Here is a 19591-nt window from a genome sequence, read left to right as displayed (position 1 = left end):
GCCCCAGGTCGAGCACGGAGCGCCGATCGGGGTCGATCGAAGTGTGGGTGCGGGCGCACGGCGGGGCGGCGCGCTGGGCGCCGCTCCCGCCGTGCGTCCGGTGGCGCTGGGGTGGTGCGCCGGGACGGGCGTCAGGCCTGCTCGGCCGGGGCCTCCGGCTGCGCCTGCTCGGCGGGCTGCTCCGCCGGCTGCTCGGCGGCCTGCTGCTCGGCCGGGGCCTCGCTCTTGGCCTCGTCCTGGGCTTCGGCCTTGGCCTCGGCGGGCTTCTCGCCACCCGCCAGGAGGTCGCGCTCCCACTCCGGCAGCGGCTCGGCGGTCTTCTGCTCCGCCGCCGCGCCGCCCTTGCCCTCGGCCGCACCGGAACGGGCGATGAGGCCCTCGGCGACGGCGTCGGCGATCACCCGGGTGAGCAGGGTGACGGAGCGGATCGCGTCGTCGTTGCCCGGAATCTTGTAGTCGACCTCGTCCGGGTCGCAGTTGGTGTCCAGGATCGCGACGACCGGGATGTTGAGCTTGCGCGCCTCGCCGACGGCGATGTGCTCCTTCTTGGTGTCCACGATCCAGACGGCGCTGGGCACCTTCTGCATGTCGCGGATACCGCCGAGGGTCTTCTCCAGCTTCGCCTTCTCGCGGGAGAGGACGAGCAGCTCCTTCTTGGTGAGGCCGGAGGCGGCCACGTCCTCGAAGTCGATCTGCTCCAGCTCCTTGAGGCGCTGCAGCCGCTTGTGGACGGTCGAGAAGTTCGTCAGCATGCCGCCGAGCCAGCGCTGGTTGACGAACGGCATGCCCACGCGCGTCGCCTGCTCGGCGATGGCCTCCTGGGCCTGCTTCTTGGTGCCGACGAACATGACGGTGCCGCCGTGGGCCACCGTCTCCTTGACGAACTCGTAGGCGCGGTCGATGTACGACAGCGACTGGAGCAGGTCGATGATGTAGATGCCGTTGCGCTCGGTGAAGATGAAGCGCTTCATCTTCGGGTTCCAGCGGCGGGTCTGGTGCCCGAAGTGGACGCCGCTCTCCAGCAGCTCCCGCATCGTGACGACGGCCATGGCCGTTCTCCTTGGTGTGTACTCGGTTGTCGGCGACGGCCGGCGGCCGGCGCCCCTGACGCCCCTGACACGTCGTACCTGCCGTCCGCCGGTGTCCACGGAGGTGGCGGGCGGTACGTCAGGACCGAGATACGCGGCCGCCCGACGGGGGGCGGCGGGGCGTGCGAAGTCGACCCGGTGACCCGGGCCGCCAGCAGAAGTGTACGGGACCGCACGCAGGGCGAGCGACACGCGCGGTTGTGCACAACCGGTGAGTAGTCCACAGGCTCCGGTGCGTTGCGGCGGGGGACGGCACGCTGGTCCCATGCTGATCCCGCTCACCGCGCTGCTGTGCCTCCTCGCGCTCGCAGCCGCACCCCGTGCCGCGCCCCCCGCCGCACCCACCGCCGCGCCGCTCGCCGTGCGCGCCGCCGGCTCGACCGCTGCGCCCGTCGCCGTGCCCGCCGCGGAGCCGGTCTGGCCGTTGGCCGGCGGTTCCGTGGTGCGGGAGTTCGCACCGCCCGCGGTGCGCTGGGCGCCGGGACACCGCGGGGTGGACGTGCTCGGCCGCCCGGGGCTGCCGGTGCGCTCGGTGGCCGACGGCCGGGTGGTGTTCGCCGGCGTGCTGGCCGGCCGGGGCGTGGTGTCCGTCGCGCTCGACGGCCCCCCGGCCGGTCACCGGGTGACGTACGAACCGCTGGCCCCGGCGGTGGCGGAGGGCGACCGGGTGCGCCCCGGGGACGTGCTGGGCGCCCTCGCGGCCGAGGGCTCCCACTGCGCGCCCCGGGTCTGCCTGCACTGGGGCCTGCGCGTGGGCCCGGCCTACGAGGACCCGCTGTCGCTGCTGGCGTCCGGACCCTCGGTGCTCCTGCCGGTCACCGGCGTACCGCTGCCCCACCCGCCCCGGGCCGGGCCGGGCGACCGCACGGGGAGGTGACACCGCCCTCGCCGAGCGGATGAGCGCCGGACGACGGGCGACAGGCGACGGGGCCGCCGGGCGGACAGCCGGTGTGCGCCGCGCGGGCGTGCGCCGGGGTGCCTACGCCGTGAGCCCGCGCAGAGCCATCGCGACGGCGGCGTCCGTCACCGCGGCCGGGTCCTCCGCCGCCCCCAGCTCGATGCGGCGCACCGCCGCGTCGACCACGCCCTGCAGCAGCATCGCCCCGAGCCGGGGCTCGGGGTGCCCGAGTGCCTCGATCGCCTCCACGATCAGCGCGACGAGCCCACCGTGGGCGGCGCGGATCTTCTCCCGCGCGCCCTCGTCCAGCTCACCGGCGGAGATGGCCACCACCGCGCGGTGCCGACGGTCGCCCACCAGGGCGAGCTGCCGCCGGACGTAGGCCTCGATCTTCGCCTCGGGGGTCGGGGCGTCGGCCAGGGCCGCTTCCACCTCGGCGGCCCACACGGGGAAGTCGACGGCGCACAGCTCCTCGACGACCGCGGCGCGGGAGCGGAAGTACTCGTAGACCGAGGAGCGGGCCAGCCCGGTGCGCTCGGCGAGGGCGGGGAAGGTGAGGGCGTCGGTGCCACCCTCCGAGAGCAGCGTGCGCGCCGCTTCCAGCAGGGCCTGTCGCTGCATGGTCCGGTGCTCGGCCACGGTGGCCGCTCGAATCCTGGGCACGCCTCCCACGATAGGCCCTCGCTCCGAGCACGTCAGGCGGCGGAGGGACGATTCAGCGCCCCACTTCGGCGAGCTTGGCCCGCAGTTGCAGCACGGACTTGGTGTGGATCTGGCTGACCCGGCTCTCGGTGACACCGAGCACCTCACCGATCTCGGCGAGCGTCAGCCCCTCGTAGTAGTAGAGGGTGACCACCGTCTTCTCCCGCTCCGGCAGCGTGTTGACGGCCCGGGCGAGCAGGCGGCGCAGCTCCCGGTCCTCGGCCACCTCCACCGGGTCGTCCGCCGCGGTGTCCTCCAGGGTGTCCATGAGGCTGAGCCGGCTGCCGCCCTCCCCGCCGACGTTGAGCAGCTCCTCCAGGGCGACGACGTTGGCCAGCGAGTGCTGGCTGAAGACGGCGTGCAGCTCCTCGACGGCGATGCCCATGTCGGCGGCGACCTCGCTCTCGCTGGGCGTGCGGCGCAGCCGCGCCTCCAGGGAGGCGTAGCAGCGCTCCACCGCGCGGAACTTCTGCCGGACCGAGCGGGGGATCCAGTCCAGCGCCCGCAGCTCGTCGATCATCGCCCCCCGGATGCGGCTGATGGCGTACGTCTCGAACTTGATGGACCGCCCCGGGTCGAACTTCTCGATCGCGTCGATGAGCCCGAAGACGCCGGAGGAGACGAAGTCGGCCTGCTCCACGTTGGCGGGCAGCCCCACGCTGACGCGGCCGGCCACGTACTTCACCAGCGGCGAGTAGTGCAGGATGAGCTGCTCCCGCAGCCGTCCGTCACCGGTGTCCTTGTACGACCGCCACAGCTCGTCCAGCGTGCTGGGGGCGGCGGGCCGCGTCCGCGCACCGGCCGCGGCGCGCGGTGCCGCGACGGTGCGGGAGGACCCGGACGTGTGGTGGGGCATGCGTGACCTGGAGCCGTTCTGCTGTGAGCGGGGCCGCCGGATACGACGATCGAGCGGAATGCGGGAGGGAGGGGGAACTTCGCGAGCGTAGCGTGAGCGTGCGGTCGCATCGGGCTATGAACAGCCGATGCGGTATGCGCAGATACGTTCTTCGGCCCGCACCCCCGTGGTACGGCTCCGCCGCGCGTCCGCCCCGCACGCCCGCGCCGCTATCCGCCATTCAGCCGCCATGGGCTCACCCTTTCACTCGGTCATGGCAGGTCAAGCACCGATCGGTCACCTGTCGGGGTGTCTTCGCCGCGGGGACGTCAATTGCCAGCGGTCCCCCGTGCCGTGGACGAACCCGAGGGAGCGCAGTTCGCCCAGCAGCCCCCTGGTCCGTTTCTCGGGGGTGCCCGAGGCCCGGGCCAGCCAGGCGACGCCGACCGCCTCGCGCGCGGGGAGTGCCTCCAGCACCCGGGCGGCGGCCGGACGCAGCAGGTCCCGGGGCACCGCAGGACCGGACGGCTGCGGCGCCAGCTCACCGATGGCGCCAACCAGCTCGATCACCTCGGCCGCGTTCGTCACCACCTGCGCCCCCTCGCGCAGCAGCCGGTGCACGCCGGCCGAGAGCCCGGAGGTGACCGGGCCGGGCACGCCCATCGTCTGGCGGCCCAGCCGGTCCGCCCAGCGGGCCGTGACCAAGGAGCCGCTGCGCACCTGGGCCTCCACGACGACGGTGCCGCGGGTCAGGGCGGCGATGACCCGGTTGCGCAGGACGAACCGGGGTCGCGTGGGGTGCTCGCCGGGCGCCAGCTCGGCCAGCAGCAGCCCCGCCTCGGCGATGCGGTCGATGAGTCGGCTGTTGCCCGGCGGGTAGGCCCGGTCGACGCCGCAGGCGAGCACCCCCACGGTGACGCCGCCGACTGCGAGCGCGCCGCGGTGGGCCGCGCCGTCCACCCCGTACGCGGCGCCGGAGACCACCGTCCACCCCCGTTCGGCCAGCTCGGCGCCGAGCACGGAGGCGACGTGGGAGCCGTACTCGGTGCAGGCCCGGGCGCCGACCACGGCGACGGAGCGCAGCGCGGCCAGCCGCAGCGCGCCGGCGCCCCGCGCCCACAGGCCCACCGGCCGGGCCGCCTGGAGGTCATCGAGCTGGCGCGGCCAGTCCCGGTCCCCGGGGCACAGGAAGCGGCCGCCCAGGTCGGTGACGGCGGTGAGGTCGGCCTCCGGGCGGGCCGCCGCCGCCCGCAGCCGCAGCCCGGCCCAGCGCTGCGGGCTCGCCCCGGGCAGCGGCCGTTCCCCGGCGAGCGCCCGCACCGTCTCCACCGGCCCCAGGCGGTCGAGCCAGCCGCCGACGAGCGCGTCCCCGGGCTCGACCGTGCGGCTGAGCGCCACCCGGGCGAGCCGTTCGTCCCACCCGGGGCCACCGGTGGACTCCCCCGGGTCCGTGCCCGGGGCGGGGGCCGCCGTGCCGCTCACCGCCGGGCTCCGGCCAGGGCGGAGCCCCGGGCCACGCCGGTGCGCAGGTGCAGCGCGCAGTCGACGTCCTCGGCGGTGGGCCGGGGGCGCCCGGCGAGGTCGGCCGCCGTCCAGGCCACGCGCAGCACTCGGTCAAGACCGCGCGCGGTGAGCAGCCCGCGCTCCATGTCGGCCTCCGCCCGTTGCAGCGCCCCCGGGGTGACCGGCCAGCGGGTGCGCAGCTCGTGCCCGGGCACCTCGCTGTTGGTCCGCCAGGGCAGCTCCGCGTACCGGGCGGCGGCGCGCTCGCGGGCGGCGAGCACCCGGGCGGCGACGGTGGCGGTGTCCTCCGTGTCGCGCCCGGCCGCGAGCAGCTCCGCCCGGCCGACCGGCTCGACCGTGACCCGCAGGTCCACCCGGTCGAGCAGCGGGCCGGACAGCCGGGCGCGGTAGCGGCGCACCGACGACGGACGGCACTCGCAGCCGCCGCTCGCTGTGCCGTGCCGACCGCACGGGCAGGGATTGGCGGCCAGGACGAGCAGCACGCGCGCGGGCATCCGCAGCATGCCCTGGGCCCTGGCCACCACCACGTGGCCGCACTCCAGGGGCTGCCGCAGCGCGTCCAGCACCCGGGCGCTGCACTCGGCGGCCTCGTCGAGAAAGAGGACGCCGTGGTGGGCGAGGGAGACCGCGCCGGGGCGGGGCAGTCCGGTGCCGCCGCCGATGAGCGCCGCCATGCTCGCGGAGTGGTGCGGCGCGCAGTAGGGGGGCCGGGAGACCAGCGGCTGGCCGGGCGGCAGGACCCCGGCCACGGAGTGCACGGCCGTCGCCTCCAGCGACTCGGTGGCCGTGAGCTCGGGCAGCAGCCCGGGCAGCCGCTCGGCGAGCATGGTCTTGCCCGCGCCCGGAGGCCCCTTGAGGAACAGGTGGTGGCGCCCGGCCGCCGCGATCTCCAGGGCGCGCCGGGCGGCCGCCTGTCCCGCGACCTCCGCGAGATCCACCGGGTGGGCGAGCCCCGGCGGGCCGGTGCCCAGCCCCGCGCCGGGCACGGCGAGTCCGGCCAGCGCCAGGTCGGGGGCTCCCTCGTCCTCGGCGGCCACCTCCTGTGGCACCGGCTCGTCGGCCAGCACGGCGATGAGCTGGCGCAGGGTGCGCACCCCGAGCACCGCCACGTCGGGTACCAGGCGCGCCTCGGAGACCGTCTGCTCGGGGACGACCACCTGTCGGTAGCCCGCGTCGGCGGCGGCCAGGACGGCGGGCAGCACCCCGCGCACCGGGCGCACCCGGCCGTCCAGGCCGAGTTCGCCGATCAGCATGACCCCGGCGAGCCGCCGCACGTCGATCCGCTCCGTCGCGCCGAGGACGGCGCACGCCACCGCGAGGTCGAAGCCCGAGCCGCCCTTCGGCACGGCGGCCGGGCTCAGCCCCACGGTGAGTTTCATATGCGGCCAGTCGACACCGGAGTTGACCACGGCGGCGCGGACCCTGTCCCGGCTTTCCGTCAGGGACTTGTCGGGCAGCCCGATCAGGGTGAACGTGGCGACGCCGGGTTCGAGGTCGGCCTGGACCTCCACCAGCACGCCTTCCACCCCGACGAGCGCCACCGAGCAGGCGCGGGCGAAAGCCATGTCAGGCCACCCCCCGCGCGTGCTCGACCACCGGGGCGCCGCGCCGGGGCAGCACCACGCCCACCACGTCGATCCGGACCCCGCCGGCCGGTGGTCTGCCGTAGCGCGTCAGCCAGCGCTCGCTCAGCCAGCGCGCGGCCAGCCGCCGCAGCCGCGCGGCCTTGCGCGGCGTCACGGCCGCCATCGGGTGCTCGTAGCCGCCCCCGCTGCGCGTCTTCACCTCGCAGACCACCAGGGCGTCGCCCTGCCGGGCCACGATGTCGATCTCCCCGTCCCGGCACCGCCAGTTGCGGTCCAGCACGGCCATGCCGGCCTCGCGCAGCCTGCGGGCGGCCACGTCCTCGCCGTACCGGCCCAGCGCTTCACGTGCGTTCATCACGTCCACCTCCGCGCCCGACTCTGGCCGCCCGGACGGAAAAAAGTGGATCTTGGTGGAAACCGGTGGACAACCCTCCGGCTGTGGACAACTGCGCCACCCGTGTGGGCTACCCCTCGCCACCGCTCCCGTCGGCTGGCCACACCGGGCGGAGGCGGAGCGTGGTCCGACCGCGTCCGCCGGAAGCGCGGGAGGTGCGGGAGGCGCGGGAGGCACAGGGAGACCGCGCCCGCCCGCCGGAAACGTGGCCCGCCGCTCCCGCCGCTCCCCTCGGCCGACCGCCGCCGGCCGGACCGTCCGGCCGGACCGTGCCGGTCGCACCGGCCGACCGCACCGGCGGGCCCGCCGGCCGCCCGCTCCGGGCCCTCGCGTCGCCTAGCCGTTGAAGCCGGAGTCCTCCGGGAGACTGAGGTCGCTCTTGTTGAGCTCCTCGATGTTCACGTCTTTGAAGGTGAGCACCCGGACCTGCTTGACGAAGCGGGCGGGCCGGTACATGTCCCACACCCAGGCGTCCGCCATGGAGACCTCGAAGAACACCTCGCCCTGGACGGAGTGCACCTGCATCTCGTAGTCGTTGGTGAGGTAGAAGCGCCGCTCGGTTTCGATCACGTACTTGAACAGGCCGACGACGTCCCGGTACTCCCGGTAGAGCTTCAGCTCCATCTCGGTCTCGTACTTTTCGAGGTCCTCGGCGCTCATGGCATGTTCCCCTTCAGCCGTGCGTCCCCCCATTGTGCGTCAGTGCCGCCGACCCCGTCCGGCGCGCCGCGCGACGGGGCCGTAGGCGGCCCCGCCCAGGATGAGCACGGCGCCCACGACGGCCGCCGCGAGCTGGACGGGCAGCGGCCCGGTGTCCGAGACGCCGCCGGGCAGCCCGGCGAAGCCCGCGGGACGCTCGACGAGCCCGGCCGCACCGGGCGGCCAGGCCAGGGCGTCGACGCGGGCCCGGACCGCCTCGCGCGGCACCGCGCCCTGGCTCTCGCCGCCCAGGAGGCTGCGGGAGTCCATCGAGTGACGGCGGTTGTCGCCGAGCAGGAAGAGCGAGTCATCGGGCACCCGGGCGGTGAAGTCGCTCACCGAGGCCGGCCCGGGACCGGAGCGGTAGGGCTCGGGCACCGGCGTCCCGTTCACCGACAGGCGGCCTTCGGCGTCGCAGCAGACGACCTCGTCCCCGCCGACGCCGATGACGCGCTTGGCCACCGGCAGGTCGCCCCACGTCGGGTCCGCGAAGACGACGATGTCGCCCCGGCGCACCTCCGCGCCCTCGATCCGCTCGGCCAGCACCCGGTCGCCGGCGTTGATGGTGGGCGCCATCGAGTCCGTCGGCACCGCGTAGGGCCGGTACAGCACCACGGCCCAGGCGAAGGAGCCGACGAGCAGGACGCAGCCGACGGCCACGGCGATCGAGGAGGCGACGCGGCCGGGGCCGCCGCGCGAGGCCGCCGTGTTCGTCGCCGTCGTGCTCACGCGCTGCTCCCTGCTCGGTTCCGTCGGGTGGGCCCTCCCCCGGGGCGCACCCTACCGGCGGTAGCCCGAACGGGTCAGCCCCGCGTCGCGGGCTCGGCGGCGGCCCGCAGCCGACGGCGCCAGAGCACCAGGGGCACGGCGCCGACGAGACCGAGGGCGGCCGGAGCCGCGGCGGACAGCTCGTCGTAGGCGTCCGGCACCGACAGGGCGCCCCAGCGGTCCACCGGCCAGGCCCGGACCACCGCGCGCCCCACCACGTCGTCGACCGGCACGGCGCCGCCCGCGGGGCCGTCCATGTGGTAGCGCGAGTCCTGCGAGTTCTGCCGGTGGTCGCCCAGCACCCAGAGGTGGTCGTCGGGCACCTCCAGGGGGCCGAAGGGGCGGTCGCCGCACGGCGTGTTCCCCGGGTAGAGGTAGGACGACTCGTCCAGCGGCTCCCCGTTGACGGTCACCTGGCCGCCGCGGCGGCACTCCACGGTGTCGCCCGCGACGCCCACGACGCGCTTGATCAGGTTCTGCTGGTCGGCCGAGGGCATCAGGCCCACCCAGCTCAGCGCCTGCTGGAAGGCGTTCGGCTCCGGCGGGGGGAAGTCGAGCCAGCCGCCCGGGTCGTTGAAGACGACCACCTCACCGCGCTCGGGCTCGGCGCCGAACCAGGGCGTCAGCTTGTCCACCAGCACCCGGTCGCCGCGCTGGAGGGTGTTCTGCATCGAGTCCGAGGGGATGGAGAACGCCTGGAGCAAGAACGTCTTGATCACCAGGGCGAGCACCAGGGCGATGGCGATGAGCAGGGGCAGCTCCTTCCAGAAGGAGCGCTGCTTGCTGCCGCCCCGGCGCGGCCCGTCGCCGTCGGCCCCGCCGCCGTCGTCACCGCCGCCGTCACCTCCGGTGTGGGAGCCGGGCCCGGCGCTGCCGCCGCCCGGGGCCGCCTCAGCCGCGCCGGGCCCGGCCGCGGGCTCGCCGGCGCGCTCCCCGGGCCGCTCGCCGACCGGGCCCGCGACCCGCTCGTCGTCCTGCCCCGGCCGCCGCTCCGGCTCTTCTCCACCGGACCCCGACCGGGCGCCGACCGCCACGTCCCCCACGCTCTCTCCTCACGCTGTGCCGCCGCCCGTCCGTCGCCCGGAGCAGGCCTGCCACTCCCATAACGAGCGTGAGTTCCGCAGGGCTCGGGGCGGGCGTGAAATTGTGCCTGTGTTCGCTCGCCGCGGGGGCGCGCGCCTCGGCACCACCGGCCGGGGTGCCCGCCTCCGGTACCGAAGCGTACGTGCCCGGCTCGTCCAGCCGCGTCCAGTGCGCCACGGGCCAGGCGATCACCACGGCCTCGCCCACCACCAGGTCCGCCGGAACCGTGCCCTGGCCGGGGCCGTCGAGGTGGTAGCGGGAGTCGGCGGAGTTCGACCGGTGGTCGCCCATCACGAAGTACCGGTCCCGCGGCACGGTCACGTCGAAGGCGATGTCGGACGGCTTGCCGTCGGGGTGGAGGTAGGGCTCGTCGAGGGGCGTGCCGTTCACCGTGACCCGGCCGTCCTCGTCGCAGCACACCACCCGGTCGCCGCCGACGCCGACGACGCGCTTGATCAGGTCCTGCTCGTCGGCCGAGGGCAGCAGGCCGATGAACGTCAGGAACGCCTTGCCCTGCTTGATCACCGGCGGGTCGTCGGCCGGGACGGTCTGCCGCTGCTCCTCCAACCAGCCGCCCGGGTCCTGGAAGACGATGACGTCGCCCCGGGCGGGCTCGGCCCCGAACCAGGGCGTGAGCTTGTCCACGAGCACCCGGTCGTCGATGCGGATGGTCTGCTCCATGGAACCGGAGGGGATGACGAACGCCTGCACCAGAAAGGTCTTCAGCACCAGCGCGATGAGCAGGGCGACGCCGACCAGCAGCGGGATCTCCTTGGTCGCCGACAGCCGCCGGCGGCGTGTGAGCCGCTTGGCCGCGCGGCGCCGGGCCGCCCGGCCCTCCCCCACCGGGGCGTGCTCGGCGGTGCGGAGTTCACCGGCCGCCCGGGTCGCGGAGCGTGGCCGCCCCCGCCTACCCACGGGCGCCCCGCAGGCCCGCCCAGCGGCTGGGCGGCCAGCCGATCCAGTCCACCCGGCCGATGACGTCCCCGGCCGCCACGGTGCCGCCGCCGGGACGGCCCAGGTGGTCGCGGGAGTCGCTGGAGACGGCGCGGTGGTCGCCCATGAGCCACAGCCGGCCCTCGGGCACGACGATGTCGAAGGCCACGGACGAGGCGCGCTCGGCACCGCCCTCGGGGTGCAGGTAGTCCTCCGCCAGCGGCGTCCCGTTCACCTCGATCCTCCCCCGCGCGTCGCAGCAGGTGACCCTGTCCCCGCCCACCCCGACGACGCGCTTGACGTAGTCGCTCCCGGGCGGGTCGGTCACCCCCAGGGCCGACCCCGTGGTGCGCAGGAACCGCGTGAGCGGGCCCCGCGCGGTGCCCTCAGCGGCGAACGTACCCGTTCCGTCGAACACCACAACGTCCCCGCGCCGTGGTTCGTTGCCGAAACGGTACGCGAGCTTGTTCACCAGGACCCGGTCGCCGGACTCCAGCGTGTGCTCCATGGACCCGCTGGTGATCACGTACGGCCGCACCACGAAGGCGCTGACGGCGAGCAGCGCGGTGAGCACGGCCCCCGCCCACAGCGCCACCGGCCGGGCCCGCGCCCGCAGGAGGCGCCCGGCGCGCGCCGCCGCACGGCGGGCCGGGGTACGGAGGGTGTCCTTCATGGCTGCTTTCCGGGGCTCGGCGGCGGGGCTGCCGCTGAGCCTAACCGGCGGCAACGACGCGGCGGCCGGGCCGCATCCGCGAGGGGATGGGCCCGGCCGCCGGGGGTCCGTCGTCGGGGCGTCGGGGCGTCGGCGCGTCGCCGCTCAGCGCTCGCGCTTCTCCTTGATCTTGGCCGCCTTGCCGCGCAGCTCGCGCAGGTAGTACAGCTTGGCGCGGCGCACCTGGCCGCGGGTGACGACGTCGATCTTCTCCACGACCGGGGTGTGGACCGGGAAGGTGCGCTCGACGCCGACGCCGTAGCTCACCTTGCGGACGGTGAACGTCTCGCGCAGGCCGGAGCCCTGGCGGCGGATGACCACGCCCTTGAACTGCTGGACGCGGGAGCGGTTGCCCTCGATGACGCGGACGTGGACGTCGACGGTGTCACCGGGGCGGAAGGCCGGGATGTCGCTGCGCAGCGACGCGGCGTCGACGCTGTCGAGAAGCTGGGACATGCTCGTCTGCTTTCTTCGCCGGTGCCACAGGTCAACGGCGGAAAAGGGGTGGATGGTTCGTGCGGCGCGGCGGGTCGGGCGTCGGTCCCCCTGTGGCAGGGTCACCCGTCCGGCCGTGGGCCAGCCGCCTATTCTTCCACGGGCCCGGCGGCCTGCCCAAATCGGCCGTCCTCCCCGACCGACCAGCCCAGCTCGGCGAGCGTGCGCAGGTCGTGCCGGTCCAGCTCCGCGGGGTCGCAGCGCCGGACGAGGTCGGGCCGGTGCCGCGCGGTGCGGGCCAGCGCCTCGTCGCGGCGCCACCGGGCGATCTTCCCGTGGTGCCCGCTCGCGAGGACCTCGGGCACCGGGCGGTCGCGCCAGCGCGGCGGCTTGGTGTAGACGGGGCCCTCCAGCAGATTGGCCATGGCCCCGGCCGCGAAGGAGTCGTCCCGGTGGGACTCGGCGTTGCCGAGCACGCCGGGCAGCAGCCGGGCGATGGCCTCGACCATCACCAGCACCGGGGCCTCGCCGCCGGCCAGCACGTAGTCGCCGATGGAGAGCTCGCGCACGTCGTAGCGCTCGCCGTACTCGTCGATGACGCGGCGGTCGATGCCCTCGTAGCGGGCCGGGGTGAACACCAGCCAGGGGCGGCCGGACAGCTCGGTGGCCTCCTCCTGGGTGAAGGGCCGCCCGCTGGGCGTGGGCACGACGATGACCGGCGGTTCGCCCAGCCCTGCCTCCCGCCCCGCGTCGACCACCGCGTCCAGGGCCTCGCCCCACGGCTCGGGCTTCATCACCATGCCGGGGCCGCCGCCGTAGGGCGTGTCGTCGACGGTGTGGTGCCGGTCGTGGGTCCAGGTGCGCAGGTCGTGCACGTGGACGTCGAGCCGTCCCCGGGCGCGGGCCTTGCCGACGAGCGAGAGATCCAGTGGCTCCAGGTACTCGGGGAAGATCGTGACGACGTCGAGCCTCACCGGGGGCCGCCCCCGGCCGCGCCGCGCGACTCCGCGCCGCCGTCGCCATCCGCGCCGCCGTCGCCATCCGCGCCGCCGTCGCCGTCACGCTCCGCGCCGCCGTCCGGGCGGGGGCCGGGCACCTCCTGCGCGGCGTCCTCGGCGTCCTCCGGCAGCTCGTCCAGGAGGCCGGGCGGCGGGTCGACGACGGCGCGCTGCTCCGCCAGGTCGATCTCGGGGACGATCTCCGCCACGAAGGGGATCAGGGCCTCGCCCCCCGCCGGGCGCCGCACCACGAGCAGGTCCTGCGCGGGCAGGTGGGCGACCTCGGCGATCCGGCCGACGTGCGTGCCGTCCCGGGTGACCACGTCGAGGTCGATGAGCTGGTGGTCGTAGAACTCCTCGGGGTCCTCCGGAAGCTCCTCCGGGTCGACCTCGGCGATGAGGAGCGTGTTGCGCAGCGCCTCGGCGGCGGTGCGGTCCGCGACGCCGGTGAAGCGCAGCAGCAGACGACCGCTGTGCACGCGTCCGCTCTCGATGGTCAGCGGCCCGGCGGCGGCCGGTTCCGTCGCCAGCACCGCGCCGGGGGCGAGCCGCAGCTCCGGCTCGTCGGTGCGCACCTCGACGGTGACCTCGCCCTTGATGCCGTGGGCGCGGCCGATCCGCGCGACTACCAATTCCACGTGCCGTCCTTCGTTCCCCGGTGTCTTGCTCGGTCGATCGCACGCGGGCCGGGAACGGCGCTGCCGTTCCCGGCCCGTGCCGGTGCGGTGTCCTCGCTCAGTGGACGGCGTCGACGTCGACCAGGTCGACGCGGATGCCCCGGCCACCGAGCGCCCCCACGACGGTGCGCAGGGAGCGGGCGGTGCGGCCGTTGCGGCCGATCACTTTGCCGAGGTCGTCGGGGTGGACCCGCACCTCGAGAACGCGCCCGCGGCGCAGGTTGCGCGAGGCGACCTGCACCTCTTCGGGATGCTCGACGATGCCCTTGACCAGATGTTCGAGGGCCTCTTCCAGCATGCTCAGGCCTCGGTGGACTCGGCGGGCGAGGCGGCGGCCTCGGCGTCGGCACCCTTGTCGGCCTTGTCGGCCTTCTTCGCCTTCGGGGTGATCGCCTCACCCTTGGGCTCGTCGCCGGAGTCCTTGGCGGCGGCCTCGAAGAGCGCCTTCTTGTCGGCCTTCGGCTCGGCGACCTTCATCGGCTCCGGGGCGGGAAGGCCCTTGAACTTCTGCCAGTCGCCGGTGACCTTGAGGATCGCCAGCACGGGCTCGGTCGGCTGCGCGCCGACACCCAGCCAGTACTGGGCGCGCTCGCTGTCGACCTCGATGCGGGAGGGGTTCTGCACCGGGTGGTACAGGCCGATCTCCTCGATGGCGCGGCCGTCCCGGCGAGTGCGGGAGTCGGCGACGATGATGCGGTAGTGAGGCGAACGGATCTTGCCCAGACGCTTCAGCTTGATCTTGACTGCCACGGGTGTGGTGTCTCCTGGTCTTGACGGGGTGGGCACGGCGGAACGCCACGTGGGGTGGTGGGACCGGGGCGCCCGGTGGACGCGTCAGCCGGAGGAGAGAGGGTCCGCACGGCTGTCGAGTTCAGCGGACCATTCTGCCACACGCCTCGCGCGTCCCGGTCCGCCGGGGCGGGCACCGGGCCGGGGGCGTGGGAGGGAGCGCACCGGATGCGCCCACCCGCCCCTGGGGACGGGCGGATGGGTCGGTGGTGGTGTCGGTGTCGGTGTCGGTGTCGGTGCCGAACCGGTGTGCGTCAGCGTCATCGGTGCTGAGCCGGTGGGGGAAACGGCAGGCGAGGGGGGTCCGCCGTTTCGGGTGGCCTGCGCAGTCCGGCCTCAGCCCACGGCCATCACCTCGGGGATGCGGAACTGCTTGCCGCAGGCACCGCACATGATCGGCGCCTGGGCGAGCACCGAGGGGACGACGCGGACGTTGCGCCCGCAGTCGCAGACGGCCTTGACCCGTACCCCGCCGCCTGAGGAGCCGTGGCGGGCGGCCGGACCGCGGAAGGAGCGGCCCGTGTCGGTGCGGGTGGCCGCCGTGTGGGCGCGGAGGGCACGCTGTAGCCGCTCGGCCGTCGCGCGGTAGCGCTTGCGCGCCAGCGGCGTCAGCGTGACGAGCGAGAATCCGCTGCTCGGATGCGGCTCCTCGACGTGCTCCAGGCCCATCTCCTCGGCGATCGCCAGGAAACGGCGGTTGTGGTATCGGCCTGCCCGCGAGGTGTCACGGACGCCGCGCGCGGCGGCGACTCCGTGGACGGCCTCGTGCAGCAGGCGCTCGAAGGAGAGCTCCGCGCCACAGGCGGACGAGGACTCTCCGATCAGCGATTCCGGTGCGGCCAGGTCCGGCAGCTCCGCGTGGTGGCGCTGAATGTCAGCCCACGCGGTGGCCAGCTCGGCGGCGAGAACTGGTGGTGTCGTGCTCACGTCGTGAACAACGAGCCGGGCGGGTGAAGTGTTCCGATTCCGGGGCCATTCGAAATATTTTGCACGTACCAGTCAGTTCCGGCCGTTCGTCCTGCGACGCGCGGGCGCGTACGGGCGTTGTGCGTGCCCGTACGCGCAACCGAACCCCGCGTCCGGGTGCGTCTCAGTACGCGCGGGCGACGATCGCCACCGTGCCGGGGGCGTCGTCCGACGTGGGCACGGAGCCGTCCTCGGCCACCAGGCAGCGCACGCTCACGGCCTGCTCGGCGAGGCGGGCCTCGCCCTGCGGGCCGAGGTCCGCCCACGGGATGCGGGCCCAGCCGCCGGCGGTGGCGGCCTCGGCGGCCTCCTCGACGGTCCGCACGTCGGCGGTGTTCGCCTCGCGTCGCTCGCGGGACTCGCGCAGCAGCAGCGCCTGGTCCTCTTCCAGCACCTTCGGCAGCACCTCGGCCAGCGCGTCGAGCCGGACCGGCTCCTTGCCGCCGGGGATGCGGCGGGCCAGCATCGCCGTGCCGTTCTCCAGGTCGCGCGGACCGACCTCCACCCGCACGGGGACGCCCTTGAGCTCCCAGTCCACCGCGCGGCGGCCGAAGGGGGTGTCGGTGCGGTCGTCGACCTGGACGCGCACGCCCGCCGCCGCGAGCCGGTCGCCGATCTCGCGGACCGCGGCCAGCACGGCGTCGTCGCCCTTGATCGCGAGCACCACGGCCTGGACGTGCGCGAGCCGCGGCGGCACCCGGAGCCCGTTGTCGTCGCCGTGCGTCATGATGAGGCCGCCGACCATGCGGGTCGACACGCCCCACGACGTCTGCCACACCAGCTCGCGCTCGCCGTCCCCGGAGAGGTACCGGGTGTCGAAGGCGCGGGCGAAGTTCTGGCCCAGCTCGTGGCTGGTGCCCATCTGGAGGGCCTTGCCGTCCCGCATCATCGACTCGAGCGTGAGCGTGTTGATCGCTCCGGCGAAGCGCTCCTGCGGGGTCTTGCGGCCGAGGACGACGTCGATGCCGAGGACGTTGAGCATGAAGTCGGCGTAGACATCGCGGTGGATGCGGGCGGCGTACTCCCGCGCGTCCTCGTACGTCGCGTGGGCGGTGTGGCCCTCCTGCCAGAGGAACTCACTCGTTCGGAGGAAGATGCGGGGACGCATTTCCCAGCGCACGACGTTCGCCCACTGGTTGATCAGGAGCGGCAGGTCGCGGTAGCTCTGCACCCACTTCGAGAAGTACTCGTTGATGACGGTCTCGGAGGTGGGCCGGACGACGATGGGCTCCTCCAGCTCCTTGCCACCGCCGTGGGTGACCACCGCGAGCTCCGGCGCGAAGCCCTCCACGTGCTCGGCTTCCCGGGTCAGGTACGACTGCGGGATGAACAGGGGGAAGTAGGCGTTCTGGGCGCCCGCCGCCTTGATCCGGGCGTCCATCTCCTGCTGCATCCGCTCCCAGAGCCCGTAGCCGTACGGCCGGATGACCATGGTGCCGCGCACCGGCCCGTTGTCGGCCAGCTCGGCCTTGTTGATCAGGTCCTGGTACCAGCGCGGGAAGTCGTCCGCCTGGGGCGTGAGTACGGGAGCCTTTGCCATGGCGGGCATGTTACGGCGGCCCGCCGCCAAAGCGTGAATCGATACCCCGCACCGCCGCACCGCGGTGTCTCACCGCGCCGCGCGGGGTTCACCCGGCACGGCCGGAAGGGGTGCTCCGCTCCGCCCCGTCCACTGGACGCGGGCGGCGATCGGGAGTTCCCTGGCATGAGGACGCGGCTCCCGTGGGGGCAGGAGCGGCCCACCCGGGGAGCGGGCGACGGCCCGGGACCACGGCAGTACGACAAGCCGACGACGGACACGCGGACCGGATAGGGGCGCCTGTGATGACAGCTACGTTCATGCCTCAGCACCTCCCTCGCGCAGCCCGTGACTGGGCGGAGATCCAGGAGCGCATGCTCGTGCCGCTCTACGAGGCGGTCTACGACCGGCTGGAGGTCGGGCCGCACACCCGGCTGCTCGGGCTCGGCTGCGGCTCCGGGCTGGCCCTGCTGCTGGCGGCCGGCCGCGGGGCGGAGGTGACCGGCCTGGACACCGACGAGCACCGGCTCGCCTTGGCGCGGGCCCGGCTGCTCGGCGAGCCGCAGCGGGGTGGGCGGCCCTACGCGGTGCGGCTGGCGCACGGCGAGCCGGCCGCGCGCGCGGCCCGGCCGGAGGGCGCCCCGTACAACCTCGTCACCGCGTTCGACGCACGGCCGCGCGCGGCCACCCTGTCCGCCGCCGCGCGGCACGCCGAGCGCGGCAGCACCGTCGTCCTGGCCGACTGGGGCCCGGCCGAGCGCTGCGCCGCCGCCCCGGCCCTGCGCATCGCGGCGCGGCTCGCCGAGCCGCTCCACCACGGGGCGTGCTGGCAGCCGCGCGGGCGCGACGACCTGGAGAACCTCGCCCGGCAGGCCGGGCTGAGCCCGGACGGCTCCGGCCGGGTGTCCTGCCCGTTCGGCTACGCCGACCTGGACAGCGCCGTGCGCGGACTGCTGTCCACGGGGTTCTACGCGGCGGCGGTGCGGGCGACGGACGAGGGGCAGGTGCGCAAGGAGCTGGCCGAGACGCTGCACCCGCACGTGCGCGCCGACGGCACGGTGTGGCTGCCGAACCTCTTCCGGTACGTGATCGCCCGCGTGTAGGCACGCGGGCGGGCGCGGCGGCTGCCCGGGGCGGACGCGCCCCGGGCGACGGGCCCCGCCGGAGCCCCGGCCCGGGAGCGGCGCACGGCGCCCCCGCACCCGGGCCGCGCCGCCCAACGGGCCGCCTTCCGCACCCGGGCGACCCCGCGTGCCGGCCCGCGCCGCGCGTCCCGCGCACCCGGGCCGCGCCGCGCGTCCCGGGTGCGCGGGCCGCGTCACTTCGGCGGCAGCAGGTCCCGGAACTCCTTGGGCAGCTCGAAGTCCCCCGCGTCCTGGCCCGCGCCGGGCAGGCCGAAGGCGTTGCCGCCGTCACCGCCGTCCCCGCCCTCCCGGCGGGCCGCGGCGGCCTGCTCCTCCTGGCGGCGCTTCATCGGGTTGCCGGACTGCCGCTTGCCCTTGGCCTTCTTCTGCTGCTTGCCCTTCTTCTTCGTTCCGCCGCCCGCGCCCGGCATCCCCGGCATGCCGGGCATCCCGGGCATGCCGCCGCCCTGGGCCATGCGCGACATCATCTTGCGGGCCTCGAAGAACCGCTCCACCAGCGACTTGACCGCGCTGACGTCCACCCCGGAGCCGCGGGCGATGCGCGCGCGCCGCGAGCCGTTGATGATCGTCGGGTCGTGGCGCTCGCCGGGCGTCATGGACTTGATGATCGCGGCGGTGCGGTCGACGTCGCGCTCGTCCAGGTTGTTGATCTGGTCCTTGATCTGGCCCATGCCCGGCATCATGCCGAGCAGCTTGGAGATCGAGCCCATCTTCCTGACCTGCTCCATCTGGGCCAGGAAGTCGTCGAGGGTGAACTCCTTGGGGCCCTTCGCCAGCTTGGCGGCCATCTTCTCGGCCTCTTGCTGGCTGAAGGTCTGCTCGGCCTTCTCGATGAGGCTGAGGACGTCGCCCATGCCGAGGATGCGCGAGGCCATCCGGTCGGGGTGGAAGGCGTCGAACTCGTCCAGCTTCTCGCCGTTGGAGGCGAACATGATCTTGCGCCCGGTGACGTGGGCGATGGAGAGCGCCGCACCACCGCGCGCGTCGCCGTCGAGCTTGGACAGCACGACGCCGTCGAAGCCGACGCCGTCCCGGAACGCCTCGGCGGTGTGGACGGCGTCCTGACCGATCATGGCGTCGACGACGAACAGCACCTCGTCCGGGCTGACCGCGTCCCGGATGTCGGCGGCCTGCCGCATCATCTCCTGGTCGATGCCCAGGCGGCCGGCGGTGTCGACGATGACGATGTCGTGCTGCTTGGTCCGGGCGTACTGGATCGAGTCCGTGGCGACCCGCACCGGGTCGCCGACGCCGTTGCCGGGCTCCGGGGCGTAGACGCCGACGCCCGCGCGCTCGGCGACGACGCTGAGCTGGCCGACGGCGTTGGGACGCTGGAGGTCGCAGGCCACCAGCAGCGGCGTGTGGCCCTTGCTCTTCAGCCACCTGCCGAGCTTGCCGGCCAGCGTGGTCTTGCCGGCGCCCTGGAGGCCGGCGAGCATGATCACCGTCGGCGGCTGCTTGGCGAAGCGGAGCTGCCGCGCCTCACCGCCGAGGATGCCGACCAGCTCGTCGTTGACGATCTTGATGACCTGCTGGGCCGGGTTGAGCGCCTTGGAGACCTCGGCGCCCAGCGCCCGCTCCTTGACCTGCTTGATGAACGCCCGCACGACGGGCAGCGCGACGTCGGCCTCCAGCAGTGCGATGCGGATCTCGCGCGCCGTGGCGTCGATGTCCGCCTCGCTCAAGCGGCCCTTGCCCCTGAGGTTCTTGAAGGTTGCTGCGAGGCGATCGGAGAGAGTGTCGAACACGGCGGTCGCGAATCCTCACGTACATCGGTGCCGGCGGTCGGACGTACCGCGGTGTCCCGGCTGGACCGACGGTCCCAGCGGGGGCGTCG

20 protein-coding genes and 1 pseudogene are annotated in these 19591 nt (G+C 74.6%); 2 read left to right on the top strand and 19 right to left on the bottom strand.

Annotation, left to right across the window (positions count from 1 at the left end; all coding sequences use genetic code 11):
• Positions 1-131: 131 nt before the first annotated feature.
• On the bottom strand, positions 132-1049 hold the full coding sequence (rpsB, locus tag OSB71_RS01320) for a 30S ribosomal protein S2 (protein WP_265943190.1): 918 nt from the start codon (positions 1047-1049) through the stop codon (positions 132-134).
• A gap of 304 nt (positions 1050-1353) precedes the next feature.
• Between rpsB and OSB71_RS01315 the strand changes: the two genes are divergently transcribed.
• Complete coding sequence (locus OSB71_RS01315) at positions 1354-1965, top strand: murein hydrolase activator EnvC family protein (protein WP_265943188.1); 612 nt, start codon at positions 1354-1356, stop codon at positions 1963-1965.
• A 102-nt stretch (positions 1966-2067) separates the two neighbouring features.
• Here OSB71_RS01315 and OSB71_RS01310 read toward each other — a convergent pair whose 3' ends face one another.
• From OSB71_RS01310 to proS, 17 genes and pseudogenes are all read right to left on the bottom strand, one after another.
• The gene (locus OSB71_RS01310; protein WP_265943357.1) at positions 2068-2625 is read right to left on the bottom strand and encodes a TetR/AcrR family transcriptional regulator; all 558 of its coding nucleotides are present in this window, start codon (positions 2623-2625) and stop codon (positions 2068-2070) included.
• A 76-nt stretch (positions 2626-2701) separates the two neighbouring features.
• Complete coding sequence (gene whiG / locus OSB71_RS01305) at positions 2702-3544, bottom strand: RNA polymerase sigma factor WhiG (protein WP_265943186.1); 843 nt, start codon at positions 3542-3544, stop codon at positions 2702-2704.
• 276 nt (positions 3545-3820) lie between these two features.
• Positions 3821-5005 carry a DNA-processing protein DprA gene (gene dprA / locus OSB71_RS01300; protein ID WP_416237169.1) on the bottom strand — a complete coding sequence of 395 codons (1185 nt, stop codon included), beginning with the start codon at positions 5003-5005 and terminating at the stop codon, positions 3821-3823.
• On the bottom strand, positions 5002-6612 hold the full coding sequence (locus OSB71_RS01295) for a YifB family Mg chelatase-like AAA ATPase (RefSeq protein WP_265943184.1): 1611 nt from the start codon (positions 6610-6612) through the stop codon (positions 5002-5004). The genes dprA and OSB71_RS01295 overlap by 4 nt, the downstream gene beginning before the upstream one ends.
• Position 6613: 1 nt before the next feature.
• On the bottom strand, positions 6614-6988 hold the full coding sequence (locus tag OSB71_RS01290) for a YraN family protein (RefSeq protein ID WP_265943182.1): 375 nt from the start codon (positions 6986-6988) through the stop codon (positions 6614-6616).
• Between the two features lie 375 nt (positions 6989-7363).
• Positions 7364-7687, bottom strand: a complete 324-nt coding sequence (locus OSB71_RS01285) for a DUF2469 domain-containing protein (RefSeq protein WP_265943180.1) — start codon at positions 7685-7687, stop codon at positions 7364-7366.
• 39 nt (positions 7688-7726) lie between these two features.
• On the bottom strand, positions 7727-8455 hold the full coding sequence (lepB, locus tag OSB71_RS01280; RefSeq protein ID WP_265943178.1) for a signal peptidase I: 729 nt from the start codon (positions 8453-8455) through the stop codon (positions 7727-7729).
• Positions 8456-8529: 74 nt separating this feature from the next.
• Positions 8530-9528: a signal peptidase I gene (gene lepB, locus OSB71_RS01275; protein ID WP_265943354.1), complete on the bottom strand. Its 999-nt coding sequence runs from the start codon at positions 9526-9528 to the stop codon at positions 8530-8532.
• A 283-nt stretch (positions 9529-9811) separates the two neighbouring features.
• Positions 9812-10288: pseudogene (gene lepB / locus OSB71_RS01270) on the bottom strand (signal peptidase I); the annotation flags it as partial.
• Between the two features lie 199 nt (positions 10289-10487).
• Positions 10488-11186 (bottom strand): signal peptidase I, encoded by a 699-nt coding sequence (gene lepB, locus OSB71_RS01265; protein ID WP_265943176.1) that lies wholly within the window; start codon positions 11184-11186, stop codon positions 10488-10490.
• A 144-nt stretch (positions 11187-11330) separates the two neighbouring features.
• Positions 11331-11681, bottom strand: a complete 351-nt coding sequence (rplS, locus tag OSB71_RS01260) for a 50S ribosomal protein L19 (RefSeq protein WP_265943174.1) — start codon at positions 11679-11681, stop codon at positions 11331-11333.
• A gap of 128 nt (positions 11682-11809) precedes the next feature.
• A complete protein-coding gene (gene trmD / locus OSB71_RS01255) occupies positions 11810-12634 on the bottom strand; it encodes a tRNA (guanosine(37)-N1)-methyltransferase TrmD (protein ID WP_265943172.1) in 825 nt (274 codons plus the stop codon).
• Complete coding sequence (gene rimM / locus OSB71_RS01250; RefSeq protein WP_265943170.1) at positions 12631-13296, bottom strand: ribosome maturation factor RimM; 666 nt, start codon at positions 13294-13296, stop codon at positions 12631-12633. The genes trmD and rimM overlap by 4 nt, the downstream gene beginning before the upstream one ends.
• 97 nt (positions 13297-13393) lie before the next feature.
• Positions 13394-13633 (bottom strand): RNA-binding protein, encoded by a 240-nt coding sequence (locus tag OSB71_RS01245; protein ID WP_219091427.1) that lies wholly within the window; start codon positions 13631-13633, stop codon positions 13394-13396.
• Between the two features lie 2 nt (positions 13634-13635).
• On the bottom strand, positions 13636-14085 hold the full coding sequence (rpsP, locus tag OSB71_RS01240) for a 30S ribosomal protein S16 (RefSeq protein WP_265943167.1): 450 nt from the start codon (positions 14083-14085) through the stop codon (positions 13636-13638).
• 375 nt (positions 14086-14460) lie between these two features.
• The gene (locus OSB71_RS01235) at positions 14461-15051 is read right to left on the bottom strand and encodes a hypothetical protein (protein WP_265943164.1); all 591 of its coding nucleotides are present in this window, start codon (positions 15049-15051) and stop codon (positions 14461-14463) included.
• A gap of 163 nt (positions 15052-15214) precedes the next feature.
• Positions 15215-16630, bottom strand: coding sequence for a proline--tRNA ligase (gene proS / locus OSB71_RS01230; RefSeq protein WP_265943162.1), 1416 nt, complete (start codon positions 16628-16630; stop codon positions 15215-15217).
• 299 nt (positions 16631-16929) lie between these two features.
• Here proS and OSB71_RS01225 point away from each other — a divergent pair, with 299 nt between their 5' ends.
• Complete coding sequence (locus OSB71_RS01225; RefSeq protein ID WP_265943160.1) at positions 16930-17712, top strand: methyltransferase domain-containing protein; 783 nt, start codon at positions 16930-16932, stop codon at positions 17710-17712.
• 215 nt (positions 17713-17927) lie between these two features.
• Here the strand turns inward: OSB71_RS01225 and ffh are convergent, their stop codons facing one another.
• Positions 17928-19502 (bottom strand): signal recognition particle protein, encoded by a 1575-nt coding sequence (gene ffh / locus OSB71_RS01220; RefSeq protein ID WP_265943158.1) that lies wholly within the window; start codon positions 19500-19502, stop codon positions 17928-17930.
• Positions 19503-19591: the final 89 nt, after the last annotated feature.

Origin of the sequence: Streptomyces marinisediminis (genome assembly GCF_026262575.1) — a bacterium.
GTDB classification, from domain to species: domain Bacteria; phylum Actinomycetota; class Actinomycetes; order Streptomycetales; family Streptomycetaceae; genus Streptomyces; species Streptomyces marinisediminis.
Note: the sequence above shows the minus strand (reverse complement) of the source record. Positions and strands in the feature narration are given on the sequence as shown.